26 protein-coding genes and 1 tRNA gene are annotated in these 20,155 nt (G+C 64.0%); 12 read left to right on the forward strand and 15 right to left on the reverse strand.

Annotated elements, in window-relative coordinates; translation table 11 throughout:
* The first annotated feature begins 14 nt into the window (after positions 1–14).
* Positions 15–446 carry a MarR family winged helix-turn-helix transcriptional regulator gene (locus ACIBG8_RS28630; RefSeq protein WP_397346032.1) on the forward strand — a complete coding sequence of 144 codons (432 nt, stop codon included), beginning with the start codon at positions 15–17 and terminating at the stop codon, positions 444–446.
* Positions 447–461: 15 nt separating this feature from the next.
* Complete coding sequence (locus tag ACIBG8_RS28635; RefSeq protein WP_397346033.1) at positions 462–1,400, forward strand: zinc-binding alcohol dehydrogenase family protein; 939 nt, start codon at positions 462–464, stop codon at positions 1,398–1,400.
* A gap of 214 nt (positions 1,401–1,614) precedes the next feature.
* Here ACIBG8_RS28635 and ACIBG8_RS28640 read toward each other — a convergent pair whose 3' ends face one another.
* Positions 1,615–2,112: a hypothetical protein gene (locus tag ACIBG8_RS28640; RefSeq protein WP_397346034.1), complete on the reverse strand. Its 498-nt coding sequence runs from the start codon at positions 2,110–2,112 to the stop codon at positions 1,615–1,617.
* Positions 2,113–2,224: 112 nt separating this feature from the next.
* Between ACIBG8_RS28640 and ACIBG8_RS28645 the strand changes: the two genes are divergently transcribed.
* The 3 genes from ACIBG8_RS28645 to ACIBG8_RS28655 are packed head-to-tail and all read left to right on the forward strand — an operon-like array spanning position 2,225 to position 4,742.
* Entirely contained in the window at positions 2,225–2,902 is a 678-nt protein-coding gene (locus ACIBG8_RS28645; protein WP_397346035.1) for a response regulator, read from the forward strand.
* A complete protein-coding gene (locus tag ACIBG8_RS28650; protein ID WP_397346036.1) occupies positions 2,899–4,263 on the forward strand; it encodes an ATP-binding protein in 1,365 nt (454 codons plus the stop codon). Before ACIBG8_RS28645 ends, ACIBG8_RS28650 begins: the two co-directional genes overlap by 4 nt.
* An 11-nt stretch (positions 4,264–4,274) precedes the next feature.
* A complete protein-coding gene (locus ACIBG8_RS28655; RefSeq protein WP_397346037.1) occupies positions 4,275–4,742 on the forward strand; it encodes a hypothetical protein in 468 nt (155 codons plus the stop codon).
* Here ACIBG8_RS28655 and ACIBG8_RS28660 read toward each other — a convergent pair.
* The gene (locus ACIBG8_RS28660; protein ID WP_397346038.1) at positions 4,733–5,092 is read right to left on the reverse strand and encodes a hypothetical protein; all 360 of its coding nucleotides are present in this window, start codon (positions 5,090–5,092) and stop codon (positions 4,733–4,735) included. The two genes, ACIBG8_RS28655 and ACIBG8_RS28660, sit on opposite strands and share 10 nt — an antisense overlap.
* A gap of 74 nt (positions 5,093–5,166) precedes the next feature.
* Between ACIBG8_RS28660 and ACIBG8_RS28665 the strand changes: the two genes are divergently transcribed.
* The gene (locus ACIBG8_RS28665; protein WP_397346039.1) at positions 5,167–6,144 is read left to right on the forward strand and encodes an RNA polymerase subunit sigma-70; all 978 of its coding nucleotides are present in this window, start codon (positions 5,167–5,169) and stop codon (positions 6,142–6,144) included.
* 4 nt (positions 6,145–6,148) lie between these two features.
* Here the strand turns inward: ACIBG8_RS28665 and ACIBG8_RS28670 are convergent, their stop codons facing one another.
* The 8 genes from ACIBG8_RS28670 to ACIBG8_RS28705 all read right to left on the reverse strand — a co-directional run bounded on the left by ACIBG8_RS28670 (position 6,149) and on the right by ACIBG8_RS28705 (position 13,459).
* The gene (locus ACIBG8_RS28670) at positions 6,149–6,733 is read right to left on the reverse strand and encodes a dihydrofolate reductase family protein (RefSeq protein WP_397346040.1); all 585 of its coding nucleotides are present in this window, start codon (positions 6,731–6,733) and stop codon (positions 6,149–6,151) included.
* Positions 6,734–6,875: 142 nt separating this feature from the next.
* A tRNA-Ser gene (locus ACIBG8_RS28675) sits at positions 6,876–6,947 on the reverse strand.
* Between the two features lie 528 nt (positions 6,948–7,475).
* Positions 7,476–8,495 (reverse strand): glycosyltransferase, encoded by a 1,020-nt coding sequence (locus tag ACIBG8_RS28680; protein ID WP_397346041.1) that lies wholly within the window; start codon positions 8,493–8,495, stop codon positions 7,476–7,478.
* A 30-nt stretch (positions 8,496–8,525) separates the two neighbouring features.
* Complete coding sequence (locus tag ACIBG8_RS28685) at positions 8,526–9,728, reverse strand: MFS transporter (RefSeq protein ID WP_397346042.1); 1,203 nt, start codon at positions 9,726–9,728, stop codon at positions 8,526–8,528.
* Complete coding sequence (locus tag ACIBG8_RS28690; protein ID WP_397346204.1) at positions 9,725–10,546, reverse strand: DUF6065 family protein; 822 nt, start codon at positions 10,544–10,546, stop codon at positions 9,725–9,727. Before ACIBG8_RS28690 ends, ACIBG8_RS28685 begins: the two co-directional genes overlap by 4 nt.
* Before the next feature lie 47 nt (positions 10,547–10,593).
* A complete protein-coding gene (locus ACIBG8_RS28695; protein ID WP_397346043.1) occupies positions 10,594–11,859 on the reverse strand; it encodes a YcaO-like family protein in 1,266 nt (421 codons plus the stop codon).
* A 148-nt stretch (positions 11,860–12,007) separates the two neighbouring features.
* The gene (locus ACIBG8_RS28700; protein ID WP_397346044.1) at positions 12,008–12,139 is read right to left on the reverse strand and encodes a hypothetical protein; all 132 of its coding nucleotides are present in this window, start codon (positions 12,137–12,139) and stop codon (positions 12,008–12,010) included.
* 591 nt (positions 12,140–12,730) lie between these two features.
* Entirely contained in the window at positions 12,731–13,459 is a 729-nt protein-coding gene (locus ACIBG8_RS28705; protein ID WP_397346045.1) for an XRE family transcriptional regulator, read from the reverse strand.
* A 138-nt stretch (positions 13,460–13,597) separates the two neighbouring features.
* Between ACIBG8_RS28705 and ACIBG8_RS28710 the strand changes: the two genes are divergently transcribed.
* From ACIBG8_RS28710 to ACIBG8_RS28720, 3 genes are all read left to right on the forward strand, one after another.
* The gene (locus ACIBG8_RS28710) at positions 13,598–13,942 is read left to right on the forward strand and encodes a hypothetical protein (RefSeq protein ID WP_397346046.1); all 345 of its coding nucleotides are present in this window, start codon (positions 13,598–13,600) and stop codon (positions 13,940–13,942) included.
* On the forward strand, positions 13,926–14,381 hold the full coding sequence (locus ACIBG8_RS28715; RefSeq protein ID WP_397346047.1) for a GntR family transcriptional regulator: 456 nt from the start codon (positions 13,926–13,928) through the stop codon (positions 14,379–14,381). Before ACIBG8_RS28710 ends, ACIBG8_RS28715 begins: the two co-directional genes overlap by 17 nt.
* Positions 14,382–14,455: 74 nt before the next feature.
* Positions 14,456–15,010 carry an HD domain-containing protein gene (locus tag ACIBG8_RS28720; RefSeq protein WP_397346048.1) on the forward strand — a complete coding sequence of 185 codons (555 nt, stop codon included), beginning with the start codon at positions 14,456–14,458 and terminating at the stop codon, positions 15,008–15,010.
* A 29-nt stretch (positions 15,011–15,039) separates the two neighbouring features.
* On the opposite strand, the gene ACIBG8_RS28725 is transcribed toward ACIBG8_RS28720, so the two are convergent.
* The 4 genes from ACIBG8_RS28725 to ACIBG8_RS28740 all read right to left on the reverse strand — a co-directional run bounded on the left by ACIBG8_RS28725 (position 15,040) and on the right by ACIBG8_RS28740 (position 17,560).
* On the reverse strand, positions 15,040–15,471 hold the full coding sequence (locus tag ACIBG8_RS28725; protein ID WP_397346049.1) for a hypothetical protein: 432 nt from the start codon (positions 15,469–15,471) through the stop codon (positions 15,040–15,042).
* 227 nt (positions 15,472–15,698) lie between these two features.
* A complete protein-coding gene (locus tag ACIBG8_RS28730; RefSeq protein ID WP_397346050.1) occupies positions 15,699–16,250 on the reverse strand; it encodes a hypothetical protein in 552 nt (183 codons plus the stop codon).
* A 98-nt stretch (positions 16,251–16,348) separates the two neighbouring features.
* The gene (locus tag ACIBG8_RS28735) at positions 16,349–16,825 is read right to left on the reverse strand and encodes an NUDIX hydrolase (protein ID WP_397346051.1); all 477 of its coding nucleotides are present in this window, start codon (positions 16,823–16,825) and stop codon (positions 16,349–16,351) included.
* 3 nt (positions 16,826–16,828) lie between these two features.
* A complete protein-coding gene (locus ACIBG8_RS28740; RefSeq protein ID WP_397346052.1) occupies positions 16,829–17,560 on the reverse strand; it encodes an XRE family transcriptional regulator in 732 nt (243 codons plus the stop codon).
* A 151-nt stretch (positions 17,561–17,711) separates the two neighbouring features.
* Between ACIBG8_RS28740 and ACIBG8_RS28745 the strand changes: the two genes are divergently transcribed.
* The gene (locus ACIBG8_RS28745; protein ID WP_397346053.1) at positions 17,712–17,933 is read left to right on the forward strand and encodes a hypothetical protein; all 222 of its coding nucleotides are present in this window, start codon (positions 17,712–17,714) and stop codon (positions 17,931–17,933) included.
* A gap of 123 nt (positions 17,934–18,056) precedes the next feature.
* Here ACIBG8_RS28745 and ACIBG8_RS28750 read toward each other — a convergent pair whose 3' ends face one another.
* Positions 18,057–18,389: a winged helix-turn-helix domain-containing protein gene (locus ACIBG8_RS28750; protein ID WP_397346054.1), complete on the reverse strand. Its 333-nt coding sequence runs from the start codon at positions 18,387–18,389 to the stop codon at positions 18,057–18,059.
* A gap of 100 nt (positions 18,390–18,489) precedes the next feature.
* On the opposite strand from ACIBG8_RS28750, the gene ACIBG8_RS28755 reads away from it, so the two are divergent.
* Together ACIBG8_RS28755 and ACIBG8_RS28760 are read left to right on the forward strand one after the other, a co-directional pair.
* On the forward strand, positions 18,490–18,831 hold the full coding sequence (locus tag ACIBG8_RS28755; RefSeq protein WP_397346055.1) for a hypothetical protein: 342 nt from the start codon (positions 18,490–18,492) through the stop codon (positions 18,829–18,831).
* Positions 18,824–20,146: an FtsK/SpoIIIE domain-containing protein gene (locus ACIBG8_RS28760; RefSeq protein ID WP_397346056.1), complete on the forward strand. Its 1,323-nt coding sequence runs from the start codon at positions 18,824–18,826 to the stop codon at positions 20,144–20,146. The genes ACIBG8_RS28755 and ACIBG8_RS28760 overlap by 8 nt, the downstream gene beginning before the upstream one ends.
* Positions 20,147–20,155: the final 9 nt, after the last annotated feature.

Raw genomic sequence — 20,155 nt, forward strand, 5'->3', positions numbered from 1 at the left:
TATAGACTGGTCATGTGACGACCAGAGACGATGAAATGTGGGTGTCGGTCATCCGGCTGCACGCCCGGGTCGAGCACGACCTGGCGGCCGCGCTCCAACGGCACGGGCTCGGCTTGTCCGAGTACCGCGCCCTGTGCCACCTGTCCACGACCGAGAACGGCGAGCTGCGCATGCAGGAGCTCGCCGAGTTGCTCGGGCTGAACCAGAGCTCCGTCACCCGGCTGGTCGCCCGGCTGGAGAAGGCCGGGCTCACCCGCAGGGACCTGTGCGCCGACGACCGGCGCGGCGTCTACACGGTGATCACCGACGAGGGCCGGGCGCGCAAGGCGGGCGCGAGTGACACCTACGAGCAGACGCTGACGGCCACCCTCGACAGGACGGCCGGAGAGCTGGGGCTGGAAGCGGCGCTCGAAGAGCTGCGGCGTAGCGTGGACATGGCCAACTGACCAGGGGGTTCTCAGATGCGCGCGGTTCAGGCAACACGTTTCGGCGGTCCCGAGGTGCTGGAGGAGGTGGAACTCCCCGATCCGGTGCCGGGCGACGGGCAGGTGGTCGTCGACGTCGAGGCGGCGGGCATCAACTTCGCCGACATCAAGCAGCTCGAGGGCGTCTACCAGCCGCCGCAGCTCCCGTTCACGCCGGGCTCCGAGGTCGTCGGGCGGCTGGCGGACGGGCGCAGGGTCATGGCGTTCGCGGGCAGCGGGTACGCCAGCAAGGCGCTCGCGCCTGCTCAGGCGGTCATCGAGATCCCCGAGGAGCTGGGCGCCGGAGAGGCGCTGGCGCTGCTCGTGCAGGGGCTCAGCGCCTGGCACCTGCTGCGGTCCTCCGCGCGGCTCGCGCCCGGTGAGAGTGTCGTGGTGAACTCGGCGGCGGGCGGGGTGGGGACGCTTGCCGTACAGCTCGCCAAGAAGTTCGGCGCCGGGCGGGTGATCGGCACGGCCTCGTCCGACTCCAAGCGGGCGGTGGCGGCTTCGATGGGTGCCGACGCGGTGATCGACGGGGAGGCCGCGGGGTACGCGGAGCGGGTCATCGCCGCTAATGGCGGCAAGGTGGACATCATTCTCGACGCTGTGGGTGGTCCCGTGTTTGACGCGGCGATCGGGGCGCTGGCGCCGTTCGGGCGGGTGGTCTCGTACGGCACGGCCAGCGGGGTGGCGGCGCAGGCTTTGCCGCCTGGGGTGCTGATGCAGCACAACATCGCGGCGGTGGGGTTCTGGTTGGGGCCGCTCATGGGGCAGCAGCCGGGGATCACGGATCCGCTGGGGGAGCTGATCTCGCTCACGCTTGCCGGGGAGTTGAGGCCGCTCGTGGGCGGTGAGTACCCGCTGTCGGACGCCGGTCGGGCCCTGACCGACATGGCCTCCCGCCAGACAACGGGCAAACTCATCCTCCGCCCCTGAGCGACCTCCCCCGCCAACCCTTCCCTCGCCCCCGCCAACCCCATAGAGGAGATTCACTGGCGCCCCCTCACTGAGGGGTGCCCCACCAAGTGGGTGCCCCTCACTAAGGGGTCATCTCCCCTGAGGGGCCGTCCCCCTTGAGGGGCCGTCCCCACTGAGGGTCGTTCTCTTGAAGGGGTTGTTCTTTTCGAGGGAAGGGGATGGCCTGGCGGGGTTAGTTCTCCTCGTACGGCGCGGGCGGCTCAAGGGACTGGCACCCCGCGAAGACCTTCTTCTCCGCCGCCGACCCCGCCTTGACCTGCTTGAAGTCGGCAGGCTTCGCCTCCTTCCCGACCGGCTGCCACACGCCGCCCGCCTTCAGACACTCAGCCCACGCCGCGAACCTGGCGTCCTCCTCAGGCGTCGACGGCTCGTCGCTGCCGAGGATCACCGAGTCCCACTCCTTACAAGCCTTCATGGCCGCGTCGAGCTTGGCCTGGCTGACCGTGGTGACGGCGCTGGTGTCGAGGTCTTGCCCCTTGACCGGGTCCGGGATGTTGATCCCGTTCTCCCGCATACATCCGGCGAACTTCACCGCCGTCTCGTGCCAGGTGGGTTTGGCTCCCTGTGACGGGCTCGCCGTACTGGCGAAGCTCTGCGCCCCACACGCGGCACTCAGAGCAAGGGCGGGGATCGTGGCCAGGACAGCGAGGCGTCGCTTGGTGATGAACATGCCCACCACCCTGGCCCGCCCCTGTGAGCAGCCCGTCCGTCCCGTGTAATGAACCTGTAATAGCCTCCGAGACCGGACAAACCGCACGTCAGAGCCGCCGATACTGGGACACATGGCTCGCGTACTGCTCATCGAGGACGACCCCCACGTCAGGGACGCCCTGACGCTCGCCCTCAAGGGCAGGGACCACGAGGTCCAGTCGGCCGCGTCCGGTGAAGAGGGGCTGGACCTGCTGGGGCGCTTCGCCGCCGACGTGGTCGTGCTCGACTTCATGCTGCCCGGGATCGACGGTTTCGAGGTCTGCCGCCGCATCCGCGCGGCCACCTCCACCTCGATCGTGATGCTGAGCGCTCGGGGCGACGACTTCGACGTGGTCGGCGGGCTGGAGGCGGGCGCGGACGACTACGTGGTCAAGCCGGTGCGCCCGCAGGTGCTGGAGGCCCGCATCAGGGCGGTGCTCCGCCGTACGGACAGCTCCCCCGTCTCTCTGGCCGAGACGTACGGCGAGCTGTGCATAGACCGGGCCAGCCTGACCGTGACCAGAAGCGGGCTGCAGGTGGCGCTGCCGCCGATGGAGCTGCGGCTGCTGCTGTACCTGTCGGCCTCCCCCGGGCAGGTCTTCAGCAGGCAGCAACTGCTGGAGTCGGTGTGGGACCACGACTACCTGGGCGACTCGCGGCTGGTGGACGCGTGCGTGCAACGGCTGCGCGCCAAGATCGAGGACGTTCCCGCCGAACCCCGCTACGTGCAGACCGCCCGCGGCTTCGGCTACCGCTTCGGGCCCCTATGACGTGGTTGCGCGGGCTGCGGGCTCGGCTGGTGATCACGTTCGTGCTCGTGGGCGGGCTCAGCGCGGTGGGCGCTGCCGGGCTGACCTACTACAAGGCACGGGAGAACCTGCTGACCGGGGTGCAGGACCGGCTGCTGAAGGACTTCAGGAACCGGGTGCTGCTGCTCTCGCGCGACGTCTCCGTGCCCGCCACCGACGACGAGCTCGCCCTGCTCGCCGAGGACCTCGAGGTCGGCGACCGCGAGGTGTACGTGGTCAGGGACGCCGCGATCCCCAGCGACGCCCGCATCACCGCCGACCTGCGCGGCTTCGTGCAGCGGCGTCCAGAACTGGCCTGGCAGCGCGTGAGCCGCGACGGCGTGCCGTACCTCGTGGGCGGCAGCAGGGTCATGCTGCGCGCCGGCGGCGAGCCGTCGGGGATCACCGTCTACCTCGTCGAGTCGCTCGCGCAGGCAGCCGCCGACGAGGCGGCTGTATTGCGTGCTGCCCAGGCGGCGACCCTGCCGCTCGTGCTGCTGGCCGTACTGGCCGGGTTGCTGGCCGCGCGCGGCGTCCTGCGCCCGGTCGCCGACCTGGACCGCGCGGCCCGCCGCCTGGGCGAGGGTTTCCTGGAGACCCGGCTGCCGGTGCGCGGGGGCGACGAGCTGGCGCGGCTGGCGGGGCAGTTCAACGCGACCGCAGCCGCCCTCGAACGCTCGGTCGGCGAGCTGCGCGAGATGGAGGCCAGATCGCGGCGTTTCGTCGCGGATGTCTCCCACGAACTCCGCACCCCTTTGGCGGCCGCGACCGCCGTCACCGACGTCCTGGAGACCGGCGCGCTGGACGCCTCGGCGGAGACGGCCGCCCGCATGGTCACCGCCGAGATCGCGAGACTCACCAAGCTGGTGGACGACCTGATGGAGATCAGCCGCTTCGACGCCGGGGCGGCGGTGCTCAACCTCAACGAGGTGGACGTCGGGTTGGCGATCGCCGCCTGCCTGCGCACCCGCGGCTGGACCTCCAGCGTCACCGTCGATCTGCCCCCCGGCATCCGCATCCCCTTGGACCCACGCCGCCTGGACGTCATCATCGCCAACCTCGTGGGCAACGCCCTGCACCACGGCAAACCCCCGGTAGCTGTCCGCCTGCGTTCTTCTGACGGCTTCGTCACCATCGAGGTAGCCGACCACGGCCCAGGCCTCCCTGCCGACGTGTTGCCCCACGTCTTCGAACGCTTCTACAAAGCCGACACCGCCAGGGCCCGCTCGGAGGGCAGCGGGCTGGGTCTGGCGATCGCCCGCGAGAACGCGCTGCTCCACGGCGGCGACCTGACCGCCGGCCCGGGCCCCGTCTTCACCCTGACCCTCCCGGACCACGCATGAGAACCTGGCCATTGATCCTTCTGGTTGCCGCTTGTACGGCCTGCGGAATCACCACCACGCCCGTGATCGGCGCGGGGGAACCGGCTCGCGGCTTCATCCAGGGCACGCGGCTGTATTTCGTCCAGGACGACCGCCTGGTCTCGGTAGGCCGCCCGGAGGGCCCGCTGTCCGCCGGCGAAGCCGTAGCCCTCCTGAGGGACGGCCCCACCTCGAAGGAACGCGACCGCTCCTTCGACACCCGGATTCCCAAGAACATGGCGGTCCGGGTGACGGACGACGGGTTCACCATGGACAAGGGCGTCTCGATGCTGGACGGCGGCAAGTGGCTCCCGGCCGTGGTCAGCCTGTCGCGCGTGGCGACCGGCCAGGTCGTCTGCACCATCGCCGCCGCGACCGCGGCGAAGCGCGGCGTGGAGGTGAACGACGTGCGGGTCACCATCCCCGACAAGCGCCAGGTCCATTGCAGGGACTACGAATGATGTTCGGCCCATTCGGGCTGACGCTCGGTGCCGGTGTCGAAGAACGTGTCCAGGTAGGCCTTCGGCTCCAGGTCGCTGTCCCGCAGCAGGGAGAACACCTCCGCACCGGGCTGGATCGCTTCTTCCGCCAGATGGTAGGCCTGCGCCAGCTCCAGGTACTCGAAGGGGCCTGTCTCGCAGTATTCGGCAGCCTCCTGCTCGGCCAGCTCAACGGCCTCCTCCAGGGAGGTGGCCCGCCAGATGGTGATGCGTTCCTCATAGGTGTCGTACGGTTCCCGCCAGTGGAAGAGGCACCGCACGGCGTACCAGTCGGCCTTGCTCTTCCTCGGCTTCTTGCCCCGTTTACGCATGTCGCGAGCCTATCGGCGCAACCTCACCGCTCAGTTCTGTCAGGCCCTCCCCGCCTGCGGAAGGATTGACGACCATGACCGACGACAGGGCCGCGTTCATCGCGGCGGCCCGCTCGAACGACGCGGCACGGTTCGCGCTCGTCACGGAGCCCTACCGGCGTGAGCTGCAGGTGCACTGCTACCGGATGCTCGCGAACTACGAGGACGCCCAGGACATGACGCAGGAGACGTTCCTGCGGGTCTGGAACAAGCGGGCGTCGTTCAAGGGCGACGCCGCGCTGCGGACCTGGCTGTACCGGATCGCGACGAACGCCTGCCTCGACTTCCTGGAGAAGCGCAACGACCGCACCCCCGTGCCCGCCGACCTGCCGGACGTGCACTACCTGCAGCCCTACCCGGACCGGATGCTCCCGGAGGATCCACAGGAATCGGTGGTGGCCAGGGAGACGATCGAGCTGGCGTTCATCGTCACCGTCCAGCACCTGCCGCCGCGTCAGCGGGCGGTGTTCATCCTGCGCGACGTCCTCGGGTGGCCGGCGCCGAAGGTCGCCGACGCCCTCGACCTGACCGTCCCATCGGTGACCAGCGCGCTGCAGCGGGCGCGCGTGACCATGCGCGAGCAGCTGCCCGACCGCCGCCTCGACTGGCGGCGCCCTGCCACGCACGAGCTGTCGGACGAGGAGCGCGACGTGGTGAGGTCGTACATCGACGCCCATGAGCGCAACGACGTCGAGGGGCTGATGGCCCTGCTGCGCCACGACCTGCGCTTCACGATGCTGCCCGATCCGGGCACCCTGGTCGTCACGGCCAAGGACGCGGTGGACGGCTGGGTCTCCGGTGGGCTCTTCCAGCGCGGCAAGGACGACTGGCGCGGCGTCGCCACGACGGTCAACCGCATGCCCGCCGCCGCGCTGTACCTCCGCATCTCCGACGACCCGGAGTACCGCTTGTTCGCCATCGCGGTCCTGCACATCGTGGACGGGAGGATCGCCGAGCTCACCGGATTCGACGCCGGCGACAAACCATGGCTGGACCTGCCCCCGACGCTGTGATTCTTCATCGCCTCGTCTCGTATCGGGCCAGCACCAGACCGCCGGGAAACGTCCGCGTCTCGACCAGCCTCAGGTTCACCCAACTGTCCAGCGCGGTGAAGAACGGCGTGCCGCCGCCCACCAGGACCGGATGGGTGACGATCGCGTACTCGTCGATCAGCCCGGCCCGCATGGCCGCCCCGGCGAGCGTCGCACCGCCGATGTCCATCGGACCGCCGTCCTCAGCCTTGAGCCGGGCGATCTCGGCGACCGCGTCGCCGGTGACCAGACGGGTGTTCCAGTCGACCTTGTCGATCGTCGACGAGAACACCACCTTCGCCATGTCCCGCCAGAGCCGCGCGAACTCGATCTCCGCCTGGGTGGCGTCGGGCAGCCGGTCGGCGGTCGGCCAGTGGACGCTCATCGTCTCCCACAACTTGCGCCCGTACAGCGACAGCTCACTCGCCCGCATCTGGTCGTACCACCACCGGAACAGCTCGGCGCTGGGCGAGGAGTCCGGTCCGTCTCCCCCGCTCCAGCCGATGTCGTCCCCGACCGCGGCGATGTAGCCGTCCAGGGTCACATTCATGCCGAAGATCAGTTTCCGCATCGCGCCAGCCTCCTGTGAGTCGATCCCACAAGTACAGACGGGCGCGACGCGAAAACCTCATCGGCGCCCGATCCCGGAAGGCAACCGCGCAAGATCGGAAAAAGGCCCCCCACGATGATCGCGAGGGGCCTTTCACCTGCAGAGCCGCCTTCGGGATTCGAACCCGAGACCCCTTCATTACGAGTGAACGGCGAAGTGATCGTCAGAAGGCTGCCGCGCTGGTCAGGCGTGTGATGGGGTGCGGAGTGATGAGCTGCTGTGTGGGTGCGTTGCTGTACTTTCGCGCTGTACAGCAGCGGAGAGAACTCCGCCGGATCGATGGCAAGCGGACCCGTACCGCAGGGCCGTCAAGGCACGAGGAGCGGAAGCCGCGCGGCAGCCCTTCCCGACTTTGACCTGTGGCGTCGCTGGGCCCTCTTTGAACCATTCGCCTGCCGTGTTCACCAGACCGAACGCTGGCTCGACCCAACAGATCTCGGGTAGGCCGACCCGGACGACTCCCTGTGGGATCCAGTGCACGTCCACAACTATTGCCATGGTCCCTCTCGAGCGCCCGACAGTGTCGCTACAGCTTCGCAGGGAGACGAGGCGCGATGGTGCGCTATGTGAGGGGATCTGTAGGGGGGGCATGGCTGATTTTCCGCCTAGGCCCAGCACCTAGCCAGAGCTGCAGGCCAGCTGGCCGGCGCACCTCCGTGTAAAGCGTCACGTGGTCAAAGCCTAGGCGTTGGGACCACGGTGGCTACTGAAGCAAGGCCGAACCTCTCTTGGGGAGGGAGCTTGACTGCCGCCATTGTGCTTGCTGGAGAGATAGCTCGGACGAGATTTCTGCAGGCGAAGAATCCTTCTTCGCGAACGCGTTGGAGAGTCCGAACCTCTTCCAGAACCACTCGGCTTCCCGTACACGCTCCCGGGAAACCAGCCGCCCGCGGTCGAAGGAGTCGCTTGACATGAAGAGCGACAGCGCTTTCGGAAAAGCAGCAAAATCTCTAAGAAAGTCAAACACGCGCATGGCGTACCAGGTCGGTAGATATATGTGAGCAAGACGAAGTTTGTTGAATACCAACATTGCGAGCTCATCATCCCCCTGCTGTGAGGGGTCCTTGAAAAAGTGCTCTACAACGACCTCTGGAGCCACGACGCATCGAAGACCGATACTCCAAAGCCTGAGCGAGAACTCGGCGTCTTCGTCTCCGAACCAGCCCAGACCCTCATCGAAGCCGCCCGTCCGCTCAAACACCTCTCGCGGGGTCGCGATGAACCCTCCAGGAAGAAGAGGAACGTCAACGCTACTATCAACGCTCGGCCGTGGAAGCCACTTCCTGACCATTGCAGGATCGCCGGCTTCCCAGGTCCATCCAAAGCCCGTCCGACCATTGCCGTCGTCCGGTGCGATCCCAGGAGAGACCGCGCCAACATCCATTCCAGAATTGAGGGCATTGACTAACCCTGATCCCCAGCCCTGATGGACTTTGGTGTGGGCGTCGCACCATACGATGACGTTGCCTGTCGAAATCCTGGCGCCGCGGTTACGTGATCGGGAAATACCCTCGCGCGCCGAGTTGCGCACAACCTGAACTCTACCGTCAGAAATGGAGAGATCCGAGCTCTCATCCGCAGAGCTGTCATCTACTACGATGATCTCATCGACGGATACGTTTGAGCCTGGATCCACGGCAAGCAGGCACTTAATAGTATCTACCAGTCGATGCCCTTCGTTGCGAGAGGGGATGACGACGGAAATCGAAGAGATATTCACCATGGGATGCTCCTGATCACAACTTTCATCTCACTAAGTCCTAGAGGCAAGGTCGCGCCGTCCTGACGCCCCAAAGGTCATCAGTACCGAAAGGACGAGAAGAGCAATCATCCCTGCAAGGATAAACTGATACGGGTAAAGGGTGATCAACCATGCACTCGCACCCACCGAGATCACTTGCGGAAACGAGGTGGCGAAAGAAAAACCTCCTGCAATCCTTCCTCGAAGATGTGGAGGGGTTTCTCTTTGGAGCCAAGTATTAATTGCTGTCACAAACCATGGAAGGCCAACACCGACGGTAAGGTACCCTGCGGCCACCAATAGCTCCGACCGAGCCATAAGGAAAGCACAAGAGCACGCAATAAGAGCTAAGGCGATTCGTGCGACGCGTAGTTCACCGTAGGAAACAATAAGGCGGCCAGCAAATGGTGATGCACATAGGGTAGCGACGGCCTGAATGGTGAGCATAAAACCTACGAATGAGCTCTTTTGAGTTAGGCCGTCAGATACTATTGCGAAAATCAGCGGCTCACCGAGGCCGAAAGCGAAGATCGTTATCAGGCAGGATACGAGGGGACGAGATATTTCCTTGGTCCGCGCAAGGTATGCAACTCCGCTAATCAGCTCACGCAGGAGGCTGCCACCACCATCTCCAGGATCTCGCAGGCTGGCTCTTGGCGTTTTGACGAGAGCAAGCAGCGCCAGGGCCAGCACAAAGCTCATCGAGTCGATGAGAACCACGGAGCTGATACCAAAGGCACTTACCAAGCCTGCGCCCGCAATGGGTGTTATCAGTCGCGTCATGCTGGAGATCGCCTGAATCAGCGAGTTTACGTGAGGAAGATCTTCGGAGGTTGTGATCTCTGGAATGAGTGCAAACCCAGCTGCGGACGTGGCGCTACCAATTATTCCATATGCCACCATGCAAAGCTGTGCAACCCATAGCGATCCTGCGCCAGAGAGAAAGAATAGAGGAGTAACGACGACCACACCCACGCCATTCGCAAGAATGGCTGATCGTCGTGCACCAAACCGGTCGACCAATAGCCCTGAGAGCGGCCCAAAGAGCGCTCCAATTGTGTAGGCAAAGATGATGCTGGCAGCATCAGAACCACCTGCCCTGAGGCTCGATGCCCAGACGGCAAGCGCCAGCCACATCATTCCGCTACCAAGGCCAGACAACAAACTCTGGATCACGTAGATCAAAATGTTCCGGTCGCGCAGAGCTTTTGTCATGACTGATCTATGTTCGTTTTGCTCTTTCTCTGCTGTACGGCTTTCTGGTATGTACCGGAAGCAGTAGCCCAACCACGCCGCGTGCGGGTTTCCATGAACTCACCCCAAGTCTCCTGACTGAGTTCATCGAGGCCCGATTTATAGCTTAGGGAGGTTGATGAGAAGCCCACCCTTGTAAGCACGGAAGGGATAGGCTGTGCCATGGCAATAGGGGCATGTCGAAAGAACTGAACGACGCGATCTTGCTGAGTTAACTTAACCACTATCGGAAGACAGAAACGGTACCACTCCGTTTCGATGATACCTTCAAGTACTTCATAATCCTTGCTAGAAGGAAGGTTTGCGGGACTACGGATCAGAAGCGATAGTCCTGATGCAGTCTTGGCGAAGATGCCGAGCGAAATCTCAACGATCTGATTGTGATAGGGGTTGGCATTAATGAAGGCAAATGCCGCCTCATCCAAGCGCTCCTCATCGCCAGGAAAGGCCGTCTTAATTCGCGATTTCACTTCTTGCACAAATGGCAGCTCAACATGTCGGCCAGCAGCTAGTGATACCCATTGGATAGGCGCGCCATCGCCATCGAGTATAGAAAATTCAGTACTCACGCCACCATCCCAGCGGAGGGCGAAGTCTACTGGGGGGTAGAGGTGCCATCCATACGAAGAGGCGGTCTTGATTGGCATGCAGTGCTGCGCAGCATTGACCGGCAATGCGCCGTCGAGAGTCGGCGAAGCGGGCCGCGGGCGCGGCGCATTCTCGTAGATCGAGAAGAAATCTACAAGTCTGCCCACGTCGCCTTTGGGGCTCTTGGTCATTTCCACCTATCCCAACCCACGTGGAGATCCATCACGACGAAGGACTCCTAGACTCCTTGAAGATCGAATGCGCTCGTCCACTGACTCCATCCACGACTACTAGTAGGCGTGATGATGGACCCCATCGCTGCCGTGCAGAACGAGTCGAGTCCGGGTATAGCCACGCTTACCACTGATACATGCGCTTCAGGGGGGCTGATGCGGCGCCAGTAGACCTTCATGTTGTTCCGACTTAACCGAGAAATGAGCTCGCGCATTGTGCTATTAGCGGAGTCGGGCGTGCGGACCAGATCCAAGTCTTTGGTGATATGCATACCTCGGGACAGTGAAGCCTCCAGATTCATCTTCACGATATCGTGATAGAAGGCCCACTGGCTGGACTTCTTCAGGCGGGTAGACCAGGTCCGTTCGAAATCCGGATCCATTGTGGCCGCGTGACACCCTTGAATCAGCTCTGTGAGCGCCCTTTCAACGGCATGAATCGATGAGATCGAACAGCCCAGTCCGTATAGCCTAATGAGCTCTTCTTGTTCAGCCTGAATGGCCAGGAACGCGGGAACACCGATCTCAGTGGTCATCTCCAGGAGAAGAACGTCTCCAGCAGCTGCACGGGCGTGCTCAACGAGCTGATGGAGTTCCGATGGAAGGCTCGCCAAGTTGATTAGACGAAACTCAGGCTGGCGAGAAGCGAACCAGTCGATCAGGGAGAGCGAGAAGGCGTCGCGCTCGATTATTTCACATACGGCATGAATAACTGCATCGATGTCATTTATGCCCGCCGCTGATCCTGATGACCCCTGATACCCAAGGTAGTCCCGATATTCCAACTTGTCCCCTGGAAGGGGATTAGAGGCATACATGGCATCGAAAAGGAATAGAGGGTAGTCGATATCATCAATATCTTCATCCCACCGCTTAAGATGGACGGCACCCATAGATGCTTTAGGGTAATCGCTGGCGAGGCTTTTGATCATTCGCACTTCTCGTAGGGCAGACTGATCGGCAATCTCTTGCGGAGTTGACAGGACTGAAGATCGAGTCGAGTCTGCCGCTACGGTATAGCCAGCGGAATAATAGTGCTCAATGGCCTCAAATGTGCCGCTGAGGATTCCTTGCTCACCTCTGCCTTTGCCGGAGGCGCGCGAAACGACTGTTTCGGATGAGTCTATTAGGGTTACATAGTGTGTCCTGTATGGATCAAATCCGTGGCTACTGATCTCAAGCGTACATTCCAAGCGCGCGATTTCCTGTCGAGCTGTTTCATGGGCATCTTCTGGCGATACTGAGCGCTCAAAGAACGGAAGCGCAGACATTGACAGGATCCTCTGCAGTCTTGGGTTGATCATTGAGATGAGTCGATAGGCACATGGCAATGATGGCGGGGGGTTGTCATTCATGCCCTCGACGCACCCCCGCGCATCATCGGCCACTCAGATCTCCATGGTCGGAGATCTCAGGTGACTACTGGGCAGAAGCGGTCTTGCCGAACGACATATCGATGTGAGCGAGGTCGGCCGGTGCAACGCCGTGCTCAACGTCCGACTCGGCGAAGTCGCGGTCCCAGCTCTTGGTCTCGTTCCAGTACGTGCCCATATAAGCCTCCGTTGGGTTGTGTTCCACATGTCTCGCGCGATGACTCATCCGTTATATCTAGGAAACTTTCATTAACACCAGAGGCCACAGGTGTGACTCAAATCACATTGCCGAACATCGTTTGTGCTTGTATATGTTCTTACCTGCTATTTCTGCGCATGATTGAGCAATGAAGGCTACGGAAAGCGCTTGCCCAAGCGCTAAGAGTGATCAACCAAAAAGCCGCAGACTTCCCCCATTTGATCACCGTGCGTCAAGTTAGATAGACAGGTTGGATTAATAGGTCTAGTGAAGGCTTGCTTGAGCAGCGGCACCACCACGGCGGAAGGAGGGGTTCACGCAGGGACTCGGCTGCGGTGGCATGACTGCGTCGGAGAGCCTGACGCGAGCGGGTTCCATCGATCGCTGTTCTGCGCTGCCCTGCATGATCTCTTTCAGGCGGCACGGCACCTGAGTCTCGCTCTGATCTCTGTTGGGATTCGACGCGTGGGCGGTGCTGGCCGCGACCGGCCGAAGAGCCGCAGCGCGGCCAGCGACCGCCCCGACGCGCCGGCCGCCACAGGCGGGCGGCCTTGATACCAGTGAAGATAATTAGCTTTCGATCATGGTTGCGGTAGTCCAGACGCGTTCGATGCTGGTCAGATAGACGGCTGCTGCGCCCTCGGTGTCGGCCTGGCGGAGGTGCATCACGGGTGCCTGGGGTGCTGTTGTCCCGTAGGCATGTGTGTTGATGAGTAGGTCGTCGTCTGCGCGATAGATCGAGTTGTAGAGCACCGTGCGGTGTAGCCGGATCTCGGTGCCTGGGAGCTCCTGGAGTGGGCGGAACAGTGTCAGGGCGTTCCTGATGCGTGCGGTCATGACGTCGGCGCCGATGCCTTCGTCGTCTCCGCGGGCTGCTACCTCGGCGGCGTCTGGGTCGCCCATGAGCACTCGTAGCCGGACACCTGCTCGTACTCGCTTCGCGATCACGTGTAAGAGACCGTTGTTCTCAGCCAGGAACAGTCCACTGTAGGTCAGGATGTCGATCTCACGACTAGCGCGTCCGAATAGGTCACGCCACACGCTCTGCGGGACGGCCCACCGATGCGGGTAGAGGGCTTGAACTTCGGGGGAGATTAGCCGGCGGGCTCCGGCGACTTCCGGCCATAGGTCTGCTTCGTCGACGCGGAGGTAGTCAGCGACGGCCCAGCGGTGGCGTGGGTAGGGGAGCCGGCCCTTGAGCCATCGGTCCACGGTCTTCGGGTCGACGCCCAGGTGTGCGGCGATGTCGACGGGTTGAAGTCGGGCGTTGGCTAGAGCCGCGTACAGGTAGTCGTTCACTCCGGGGTTCTCCTCCCGTGTCACCGACGCCTCGACGCTAACACAAGACGTCCCTAGACGTCCCAGAGATGCGGTGTTCCCGCCCTGGCAGGCGGCCGATGCTCGACGCAGTGCATCCGCCGCCGAAAGGACATGCGCATGACGGTTACTCAAGCGGATCGAATCGCCCATCAGCAGCGCCTACTCACCGCTCTGCGCGAGGAGTTGGAGGCAAGGGGCATCACGACCGTACTCGTGGTTGCTGAGGGAGACCGCCCGGCGCTGGAGGTCGTCGACAGAAGGTTCCGGACCCGCCGCGTCTTCGTTCAGATCTCGTTCTGCTGGTTCTACTGGGGCGATCGTGAAGACGAACGGGTCAGTTTCCTCAAGCTCCCGCACGCGGTCAGCCGCATTGAGCAGGCAGCGAGGACCGGCTGGCATGACGGACCACAGGCCGAGCTTCTCATCGACTTCAGCAAGATCGTCGATGCCTACCGGCCATAGCACCGTGATCCTCACGGGCGGACGCGTCTTCACCCAGATCGCCGAGCACCTGCGCACCCGCATCAGCGATGGCGAGTACCCGACGGGCAGCATCTTGCCGTCAGAGAAGACGCTGTGTGCAGAGTTCTGCGTCGCGAGGACCACGGTACGGCGGGGTCTGGCCGTACTGGAGCGCGAGGGATTGATCACCACGATCCCTTCCAAGGGTCGCGTTGTGAACGGCGCCGAGACCAACGTGTCCTACCGGTACCAGCTCATCGCCGACGAACTCCGGGACGCGATCATCGAGGGCCGTCTCGCCGACGTGCCAAGCGAGATGACCCTCCGTCGCCGTTTCGACGCCTCGCGCAACACGGTCCGTCAGGCGCTAGCCGTACTGGAGCGAGAGGGCCTTATCCAGGCGGAACACGGCAAGGGCAGGTTCATTCGCCACCAGTGAGAGGTGAGACGTCCCAGGACGTCTCACCTTTCGGTCTAGCCTGGTCCCAGGGTCGGTTGCCTATCGTGGACCGCGTGGGACAAGTTGAATGGGCCTATGACCTGGCCCAACGCCTCCTGGAAGAGCCCCTGCCGCGCAGATGGGCGCACACACAAGGTGTGGGCAAGCGCGCCGAAACGCTTGGCCCGATCCTCGGTGCTGAAGCCGACACATTGACCGCGGCCGCCTACCTCCATGACATCGGGTACGCGCCCGACCTCGTCGATACGGGCTTTCATCCCCTCGACGGCGCCCGCTACCTCCGCGACGTCCACCAGGCCGACGAAACACTCTGCCGCCTGGTTGCCCACCACTCCTGTGCGGTGAACGAGGCTCTAGAGCGCTCCCTGTATGACGCGCTCGTCGCCGAGTTCGACCAAGAGCGCCCCGAACTGGTCGATGCCCTCACCTACTGCGACATGACCACCGGCCCAGATGGGCAACAACTTGACGTCGCCGACCGGCTGGCGGAGATCCATTCCCGTTACGGCCCTGGACACCTGGTGACCCGCTCGATCACAGCGTCTACACCCTGCATTTTGGCCTCAGTAGGAGCAGTGCAATCGGCCTTGGCTGCCCGCCAGGAGTAGGCGTACGCGACCCACCTCGACCCATGAAGTCACTTCTCAGGGCCGAGCAGCTCGGCCACGACATGCAGGTCGTCCGACGCCGCCGACAGCTCGAAGTCTTCGCGCTCGGGATGGGTGCAGAGGATCGCGATGTACATCGGGTACTCGCGGACTTCTTTCCGCTCCGACTTGTCGAGCTCCCGCCAGGATCGGACGGATGCCCCAGTCAGGTCGATCTCCTCATACGGCCCCCGCCAGGTCATAAGGCCCTCCCTGTAGCGAAGTGTGCCCGTCTGAAACACGGCTCCTTCCACCACCGCCATGGCGACGATGAGCCTGAGCGGGCCGACATCGGCACCGATGGTGAGCGCGGCCTCGACCTTCACTCGGGTGCGCGCGGCACGTCGGCGTATGAGTGCCGGGACTGCGAACGCTGTGAACAGGGTCACCGACACCTCAATAGCGCGTAACGCCACGTCCATCCAGTCATGGTCGCACCCACCCCTTTTTCTGGACAGACCGATAGGCGCGGAACCTACGGCATCTGTCCGATCGAGTGATTTCGTCGGCGACAAGAAGCAGGGGTCTTCGGTCAGTCTGGACAGCGCTTGCGGCGCCTGTGGACCGGAAATGTCGCCAAAAAATAGCAGTGCTCCGACACCGACTGCCCGGGACAGGGCCTGCCTAGGACGTTGATCCGTCGAGACGGTCAGTCTGCGGACACTCGGTCGGGCTGAGCCGCCCGGCGCACCCATGCGCCCACTGCGAACAAGAGGGCTGCGATACCCAAGGGGATCATGGACAGCGCGGTGTAGGAGTACATGCACTGACCTGAGAAGCCAACTCGCTCAAGGAGCACGGAGGAGGCGTAGAACGGGGCAAGCGGGCCGACAACCGCAACGGCAACGCAGGTCCACCCGAGCCCCACCAGATACCGCCGTGCGGATAGGGCGTCACGCAGCGATCGAGACAACCGATAGAGCAGGATTCCTGCACACACGGCGCATAACGCGATCAGGAGGTCCTCTCCGTGGGCCATCACCTGCTCAGTGACGGAGGAGCCAGCCACGAGCAGTGTGTCCCGCGGGATGTACCTTGCTCCGGTCGACAGATCCAGGACTCCCGAGACCCGCAGGTCGAAAGTGTGGGGAACCGGGATGCACCGTACGTTCACCACGCCCTGAAGGCTGCCACTGATCACGGGCGCCAGCCCCCAGATCGCGGCAACGCCTCCCGACATCAACGCCAGGCCGCCAGCCACTCTAACGAGCCGAGATGAAGACCCCCGAGACATAGCCACATCACCGTTTATAGCCTTTCGGGCCGATTCGCGAGGGGGTGAATTCCCGGTACGGGATCTCAGCCGATGTACGGCGCGGCCGTACCGCTAAGGAAGTGCTCGATTCGGAGACGCATCGATCGATCCATCGGCAACTGCAGCACTTGTTCACGCGGCACCCATCGGACCTCGCGTGACTCGTCGCTAGGCGTTGGTGCACCGTTCACCGCGCGGCCCGTCAGTACGAGTGAGAACTCTTGGCGGGCCTCGCCGTCCGAGGTGTAGAGGATCACGTGCCGCGGGTCGGAGTACGTGCCCACGAGACCGGTGATCGCGCACGTGATGCCGGTCTCTTCCAGCGTCTCGCGTACGGCTGCCGCAGGGATCGACTCTCCGAGGTCGATCGCTCCGCCTGGGACGGCCCAGTTGTCGTTGTCGCTGCGCCGGATCATCAGGAGCTCATCGGCGTCGTTGGTCACCATGACGTTCACGGACGGGACAAGGCTGTTGGGCGCTGGGGCGTCCGGGTCGTCGTAGAAGTCGATCCGCTTGCCCATACGTCAGGACTCTAGTGGGACGGCACCGTCCCACGTCTTCTCGAAACTCGCCAGGTACACCCCGACCATGTCCCCTCCGGGGACGTGCCGTAGATGTAGGACTGGCGCGTCCCCGGCGGGCTGGCCGTACGCATGGGTGTTGACGAGAAGCTGATCGTCGGCGCGATAGATCGAGTTGTAGAGCACCGTCCGATGCAACCGGAGCTCGGCCCCCTCAACGCGCCTATACCAACTGATCGCCGCACGGCACCGCTCGGCCATGCTGTCGCCAACACCCTCATCTATCCCGCGTTGTGCTACCTCGTCGCTGGACGGGTCGCCGAGCAGGATGCGGACGCGCGCACCGGCCCGTGCCCTGTCGGCCAAGAGCCGCAAAAGCCCGGCGTCATCGTGAATGAACGTTCCGCTGTAAACCAAGATCCCTATCTCGGACGTCGCGGACGAGAAGAGACGTCCCCACGCGTCCCGTGGTACGGCCCAGCGGTGCGGATAGACGGTGAGGATCTCGCTCTTGGACGCGGCGGCCACCTGATCGCGCTTGATCGCGTCCGGCCACAGGTACGTCTCGTCGACTCCAAGCGCAGAAGCCGCAGCGTAGCGATGCTTTCGGTACGGCTCGCGGTCCGTGGTGATCCACCGCTCGACGGTCTTGGGGTCAACCTGGATCTTCTCCGCCAGACCCGCCACCGTCACACCGCTGGACAGTAGCGCGGCCCGCAATCGCTCGTTCGCCATCTCACCAGCCCAAGGGGGACGTCCGGGGACGTGGCCATGCTACGGCGGACGTCCTGTACATGTCCCGTCGTGTAGTGATCTCGTCCCACGCCTCCGGCGCATCCTCGGTTGCACAAGCCCCACCGGCCCCCAACCGAAGGAGGAATGCGAGATGAACGAGACCCCCATCACGATCCTGGACGAGACCCCCGCCTGCCCGTGCGGCGCCGCGCTCCTGGAGGGACAGACCGCCTGCTCCAAGTGCCTGGCCCGTGAGCGCTACCAGCGCAAGCAGTCCGCCCGCCAGCGGCGCAACCGCCGCCGCACCGAGACCCGCCGCCCGCCCCGCAACCCGCGCAACTCCCGCAACCACGACGCGAACGGAGCCAACTAGCCATGATGATCCTGATCATCGCCGGAACGCTCGGCTTCGCCCTCGTCGCCGGTTTCGTCGCCACCGTCCTCAGCATCCACCGCCGCGACAGGGCGATGACCAAGGGACGGACCCGTAGGAACCCTAGTCGCCCAACTTCCGCTCGATCCGAGCGAGGCGCTCAGACAGGTCTCGTACGGCAGTGCGTAGCTCAGTGACCTCGCTCGCCAGATCGGCCGCCGGCGCCTGGTCGAGATTGCGGACGTATACCCCCCGCCCCTGTTGGCCGATGACCAGCCCTTCGTTCCGCAGCAAGCCGACCGCCATCTTCACCACGCTCAACGAGGCGTCGTACTGCTCCGAGAGTCGCGCGGTCGACGGCAACGGGTCGCCGGGCGCGAGAGATCCGCCGCGTATCTGCTCACGCAGATCGTCAGCGATCTGGAGGTAGCCGGGCCGCCCGGTGTTCTCGACCATCACCACCCATCAGACCACGAACAAGCCGACCAAGCCAACGTTGACAACCGAGCCAACTAGGTTAACTATGTTGGCTATGACGGATAGGAGGTAGCCCTCAGTGAGAACCATCCCGATCCCCGTCGACACCGCCCGCCTGACCTTCACCTGCGCCAAGGCTCCCCGCCCACGCCTGGTCAGCCAGGAAAGCGGCGTCATCAAGACCGACAAGGACGGCAACACGATCTACGAAACCGTGCTCATGGCAGAAGACACCTTCGGCCGCATCGAACTGGTCAAGGTCAACACCCTCACCGACCCCGCGATCAGCCAGGGCCAGGACGTCATCCCACGCGGCCTGCTCGGCTACGTCTGGGAGATCGCCCAGAACGGCGCAACCCGCTGGGGAATCAGCTACAAGGCCGCCGAGATCGTCCCCCTCAACGGGAGCGACCGTGTCTAGCGACCTGATGCCCACGCTCGCAGCCCTGTTCGCCCTCGCCATGGGGCTGCTGGCGTGGCACCTCCTCTTCCCCCGTACCTTCTGGCTCGTGATCGGCTACCCGATCACCGCCGTGAGCATCCGCTGCTCTTGGCGCCGCATCGCCCTCGGCTGCGGACTTACCAAGAAGCGCCAAAGCTGGTGGTTCACCACCGTTCCCGGCGCGATCGCCTCGACCGGCATCGTCAAGGTCAAGCGCCGTTTCCAGCGGGTGTCCGTCGACACCAAGCCGTTCATCTGGCTCCCGTTACCCACCCAGTACGGCTGGCGCGTCACCCTCCACACCTTGGAAGGACAGACCCCTACCGACTACTCCGAAGCCGCGGACGCCCTTGCCCACTCCTGGGGCGTCCACGCGGTCCGCGTCTCCTCACCCCGCCCCGGCCGCGTCGTCCTGAACGTCACCCTCAAAGATCCCCTCGTCCACCTCGACCACGTCCCCGCCGCCACCGAACTCCTCAAAGTCACGGTCGGGCGCCTGGAGACCGGCCAGCCGTGGGTGATCGACTTCCGCACGATCCCGCACTGGGTCAACGCAGGAGCCACCCAATCCGGCAAATCCAACCTCGCGAACGCTCTGATCGTCGGCCTCGCCCCGCAACCGGTCGCCCTGGTCGGCTTCGACCTCAAGGGCGGAGTGGAGTTCACCCCTTACGCCCCGCGTCTGTCGGCGCTGGCCACCTCCCGCTCAGAGTCCACCGAGCTCCTCACCGACCTGATCGGCGTCATGATCGATCGCATGGGGCTGTGCCGTACGGCTGGCGCCCGCAACATCTGGCAGCTATCCCCAGCCGTCCGCCCCGTCCCCATCGTCGTCCTGGTCGACGAACTCGCCGAGCTCTACCTGATGGCCGACAAATCCGAGAAGGAAGCCATCGCCACCACCTCAACGGCCCTCCTCCGAGTCGCCCAGCTCGGCAGAGCCTTCGGCATCTACCTGTTCTGCTGCGGCCAACGCATCGGCGCCGACCTCGGCCCTGGCGTAACCGCTCTCAGGTCGCAGTGCTCCGGCCGCATCTGCCACCGCGTCAACGATCCCGAGACCGCCACCATGACCCTCGGCGACCTCGACCCCGCCGCCCTGGACGCAGCCCGCGCCATCCCCGCCGAGACCCCCGGCGTCGCGATCGTCGCCTCCCAGGACGGCCAGTGGTACCGAGCCCGCTCCTACCTCGTCGCTGAGCGCATCGCGGAGCACGCGGCCCACCGCCACGCCCACCTCGCCCCGTCCTGGGACGAACTCACCGCCCCCATCCCGACCCCGATCAACGCCTGAAAGGAGGGT

This window comes from Nonomuraea sp. NPDC050556 (assembly GCF_044457355.1).
Lineage (GTDB): Bacteria > Actinomycetota > Actinomycetes > Streptosporangiales > Streptosporangiaceae > Nonomuraea.

Coding starts and splice junctions, on each gene's coding strand:
- ACIBG8_RS28635 (WP_397346033.1), top strand. CDS start 462: ATGCGCGCGGTTCAGGCAACACGTTTCGGCGGTCCCGAGGTGCTGGAG.
- ACIBG8_RS28640 (WP_397346034.1), bottom strand. CDS start 2,112: ATGTTCATCACCAAGCGACGCCTCGCTGTCCTGGCCACGATCCCCGCC.
- ACIBG8_RS28645 (WP_397346035.1), top strand. CDS start 2,225: ATGGCTCGCGTACTGCTCATCGAGGACGACCCCCACGTCAGGGACGCC.
- ACIBG8_RS28650 (WP_397346036.1), top strand. CDS start 2,899: ATGACGTGGTTGCGCGGGCTGCGGGCTCGGCTGGTGATCACGTTCGTG.
- ACIBG8_RS28660 (WP_397346038.1), bottom strand. CDS start 5,092: ATGCGTAAACGGGGCAAGAAGCCGAGGAAGAGCAAGGCCGACTGGTAC.
- ACIBG8_RS28665 (WP_397346039.1), top strand. CDS start 5,167: ATGACCGACGACAGGGCCGCGTTCATCGCGGCGGCCCGCTCGAACGAC.
- ACIBG8_RS28670 (WP_397346040.1), bottom strand. CDS start 6,733: ATGCGGAAACTGATCTTCGGCATGAATGTGACCCTGGACGGCTACATC.
- ACIBG8_RS28680 (WP_397346041.1), bottom strand. CDS start 8,495: ATGGTGAATATCTCTTCGATTTCCGTCGTCATCCCCTCTCGCAACGAA.
- ACIBG8_RS28685 (WP_397346042.1), bottom strand. CDS start 9,728: ATGACAAAAGCTCTGCGCGACCGGAACATTTTGATCTACGTGATCCAG.
- ACIBG8_RS28690 (WP_397346204.1), bottom strand. CDS start 10,546: ATGACCAAGAGCCCCAAAGGCGACGTGGGCAGACTTGTAGATTTCTTC.
- ACIBG8_RS28695 (WP_397346043.1), bottom strand. CDS start 11,859: ATGTCTGCGCTTCCGTTCTTTGAGCGCTCAGTATCGCCAGAAGATGCC.
- ACIBG8_RS28700 (WP_397346044.1), bottom strand. CDS start 12,139: ATGGGCACGTACTGGAACGAGACCAAGAGCTGGGACCGCGACTTCGCC.
- ACIBG8_RS28710 (WP_397346046.1), top strand. CDS start 13,598: ATGACGGTTACTCAAGCGGATCGAATCGCCCATCAGCAGCGCCTACTC.
- ACIBG8_RS28715 (WP_397346047.1), top strand. CDS start 13,926: ATGCCTACCGGCCATAGCACCGTGATCCTCACGGGCGGACGCGTCTTC.
- ACIBG8_RS28725 (WP_397346049.1), bottom strand. CDS start 15,471: ATGGACGTGGCGTTACGCGCTATTGAGGTGTCGGTGACCCTGTTCACA.
- ACIBG8_RS28735 (WP_397346051.1), bottom strand. CDS start 16,825: ATGGGCAAGCGGATCGACTTCTACGACGACCCGGACGCCCCAGCGCCC.
- ACIBG8_RS28740 (WP_397346052.1), bottom strand. CDS start 17,560: ATGGCGAACGAGCGATTGCGGGCCGCGCTACTGTCCAGCGGTGTGACG.
- ACIBG8_RS28745 (WP_397346053.1), top strand. CDS start 17,712: ATGAACGAGACCCCCATCACGATCCTGGACGAGACCCCCGCCTGCCCG.
- ACIBG8_RS28750 (WP_397346054.1), bottom strand. CDS start 18,389: ATGGTCGAGAACACCGGGCGGCCCGGCTACCTCCAGATCGCTGACGAT.